The following is a 3,214-nucleotide window of genomic DNA, read 5'->3' on the forward strand; positions in this document are numbered from 1 at the left end:
CGTAGGGACTGCGGGGATAAAATGGCGTGGTTTCTTTTTGGGGAACTTCCATGACTTTCCCGAACATTTCCGAGGAACCTGCTTGATAGAAACGGACTTCGATGCCGGTTCTTTTTTGGTAATCCCGAATTGCTTCTAGTAATCTTAAGACCCCTACCCCCACAGCATCGACGGTGTATTCTGGGGCATCAAAACTAACTCGCACATGGGATTGGGCCCCTAAATTATACACTTCTACTGGTTGCACTTGTTCGAGGATACGCCGCAGGGTCGTGCCGTCGGTGAGGTCGCCATAATGAAGAAATAATTTAGTATCGGGCTGGTGGGGGTCAGTGTAGATATGATCGATGCGATCGGTGTTAAAGGTGGAGGTACGACGGATGATACCGTGGACTTGATAGCCTTTTTCTAATAATAATTCGCTCAGATAGGAACCATCTTGGCCGGTGATGCCGGTAATTAGGGCGCGTTTAGCTTCAGTCATCAGTAATTTACCTAATCAGAAAGAATAAAGACTCTGACTGCTTATAGCACACTTTAGCCCCTCAGGACAAGTTTGGCTAGGTTGACAGGGGACAAAAAGATGAATTGATTTTTTATCAGGTCCCCAGAGAGCCTAAATTGTTCTGAAAATTTTCTCGAAATTTTCTGACCTGAAATTCCTTGACTTTGAGCAGTTGATAATTATCTTTTCCCATGGCTAGGGAAAATTTGGCTTCGGTGTCATCAAGTAAATTTTTGGAGATAGCTTTCCACTGTTCTTGTGTTTGCCAATGGACAACGATAATTAATTTTTCCTCGATGGCGGGATTAATCCAAAGCTCCTTACCTAAAAAACCAGGTTGTTTTGCTAAAAACTTTGTCCAAATTTCTTGATCTTTTTGGATAAATTTTTCCCTAGCTTCGGGTTTAACTTGAAATTCTAACCACTCAATGACCATAGTAATTATCTCCTATTTTTTGGCTTTCATCAAGAATTCTTCTGTGAGTTTCATAAAAGCTTTGGAACCACTAGAAGAGGGCATAGCTGCCACCACAGGCACGAACATATCCACAGCTTTAGCTACATTAACATCCATAGGAATCGCATTAGCAAAAATTTGATGGGCTTGAAAATCCTGTTGTACCCGGCGCATGACTTGATTATAGTAGCGACTGAGTAAACCACCACCGGAAAGAATAAAAACTATACCGAGTAAACCGGGGTTAATCGGTGCGGTTTCTTGATGACTAGCTTTCAGTTTAACTATTCTTCTTTCTAATAGCTGAATGCCGACAATTGATAAAGGTTCGGGACGGGCAGGTAGTAAATAAAAATGACTGCTACATAGACCACTACGAGTTAAAAGATTATAGCCTGGAGCGCAGTCCATGATAATATAATCGTAACGGTCTTGAATGGGGTCAATGATTTTTTGAATTAAGACTCTTTCCAGGTTATTCCAAGCATGATCAAAGCCTAAATCTTCCTGTAAAATTGCTTGGTGGTGCAGGGTTTCTGAGACGACATATTCATCATAAAGTTCGATGTCTCCCGGTAGTAAATCTAAGCCTTGTATTTCACAGACTGAAGGGACAATAATATCATCAATAGTTAATTTATTGTAGGGATTGGGTTTGATAATTGCTTCTAATAAATAGCTTAAAGTGCGTTTTTTGCGACGCAGTTGAGCGAATTCGTGGGGAGACATTAAGCTAAGAGTCGCACTGATTTGAGCGTCTAAATCGAGGACAAGGACTCGTTTTTGCTGAAATTTAGCTAAACAGGTGGCAAGGTTGACGGTAAGGGTAGTTTTTCCTACTCCTCCTTTCATATTAACGGTGCTGATGACAGTGGCCATTAGGGGAATTCCTTTCTAGTTAACCGATGGAATATCTCGACGTAAAACCTGCCCGTTGGGAGCCATAATCAAAGGAGGTAAACTGGTAATATTGATCGCCTCTTGGGTTTTCATGTCGTAGGTGGTGTAAACTGTTTCCTGTTGATGGGGATTAATATCGACAATTGTTAGGGTTTTTCTAGGTGCTTGTTCACTGTTCAACAACCGTCGCGGTCCACTGCCTAAAGCTCCTGAGTGTAATAATTGTAATTGCCCCCGTTTACCCGGATAGTAAGCGTGAGCGTGGCCACTAATATAAGTATGCACCTGATGGCCCTCTAAAAACGCTCTTAATTTCTCGGCATCGGCTAAATAATCCCCCGGTCGATTTCTGCCGACGGCAATACCGTAGAGGGGTAAATGACCGATTACTAGCCGCATTCTAGCATTTTTAGCGTCGCTACTACTCAAGTTTTTTGCTGCCCAATTTAGTTGTTCCTGAGAGATTAAATGAGTGGAGGCATCCCAAACTAGATAGAATATACCATTTTGAGTGAAAGTATAATAAAAAGGAAAGCCGGTTTTATCGATAAAATTTAAACTTGTATCATGTTGGGGGTTTTGCCAATAATCTTGGGCTAATTGTCTCTCTTGAGCATAGATAAATTTTCCTGCCGATAAAGCTCCAGAAGCGTCATGATTACCGATGGTAAAACCAAAAGGTATTTTAGCAGCTCGCAGGGGCGCGGCGATATGGCGATCAAAGGCTGACCACATGGCGTTAATTGCTGCCTCTGTCAAGCTGCTTTTTTGTCCCGCCACCATGTCGCCACCACAGAGGACCAGATCGGGTTTATTATTGATAATTAAAGGGATAGCTCGATCGATTTCGGGATCGTAAGTTGTGGAACCGTATTGACTATTAAGGTCACTAATCACAATTATCTTGACTTTTTTCGCCTTTTGTGCTTGTTTAACAGCCGACTCAGGGGGATTTTTGGAAGTAACAGGCTGTAAAATTTGATGAGCGCAAGCTACCAAGCTAAAACCACCTAAACTGCCACTGATCAGCAAAAATTTACGGCGTTGCATAGGATATCAATCTCGTCTTTAATTGAGGTCACGTCAGTTAGTATAGCAATTTTTGTCCCCTCGCTCGCTTTTTTGTTGATCATCCCAATTAACTATGGCTCTTCGGTTTGTGTTATGCAATGGATGGGGGTTATAAGGAATGAAACCCTTATAGAGACAGACATTACCGCGATTTTTGTCAATTGTTTGCGATCTAGAGCGAACTAATCAATAAAATCTCTTGCCAGATAAGGATTTAGTCGATTTATGCCCCCATATCGAACCATACCAAGTCCCGAAGAGCCGAAATTAGAAACAATTCC

At 41.9% G+C, this 3,214-nt stretch carries 4 protein-coding genes; all 4 read right to left on the minus strand.

What is annotated here, in order from left to right; all coding sequences use genetic code 11:
* A partial coding sequence (locus PX481_RS24410; RefSeq protein WP_288096509.1) for a GDP-mannose 4,6-dehydratase occupies positions 1–484 on the minus strand: 484 nt, incomplete at its 3' end.
* A 115-nt stretch (positions 485–599) separates the two neighbouring features.
* On the minus strand, positions 600–941 hold the full coding sequence (locus PX481_RS24415) for a TIGR03792 family protein (RefSeq protein ID WP_002757976.1): 342 nt from the start codon (positions 939–941) through the stop codon (positions 600–602).
* Between the two features lie 12 nt (positions 942–953).
* Positions 954–1,841, minus strand: coding sequence for a ParA family protein (locus tag PX481_RS24420; protein ID WP_002757975.1), 888 nt, complete (start codon positions 1,839–1,841; stop codon positions 954–956).
* Between the two features lie 15 nt (positions 1,842–1,856).
* Positions 1,857–2,912 (minus strand): metallophosphoesterase family protein, encoded by a 1,056-nt coding sequence (locus PX481_RS24425; protein WP_288096514.1) that lies wholly within the window; start codon positions 2,910–2,912, stop codon positions 1,857–1,859.
* Positions 2,913–3,214 lie beyond the last annotated feature (302 nt).

The organism is Microcystis sp. M53603_WE2 (assembly GCF_030065435.1).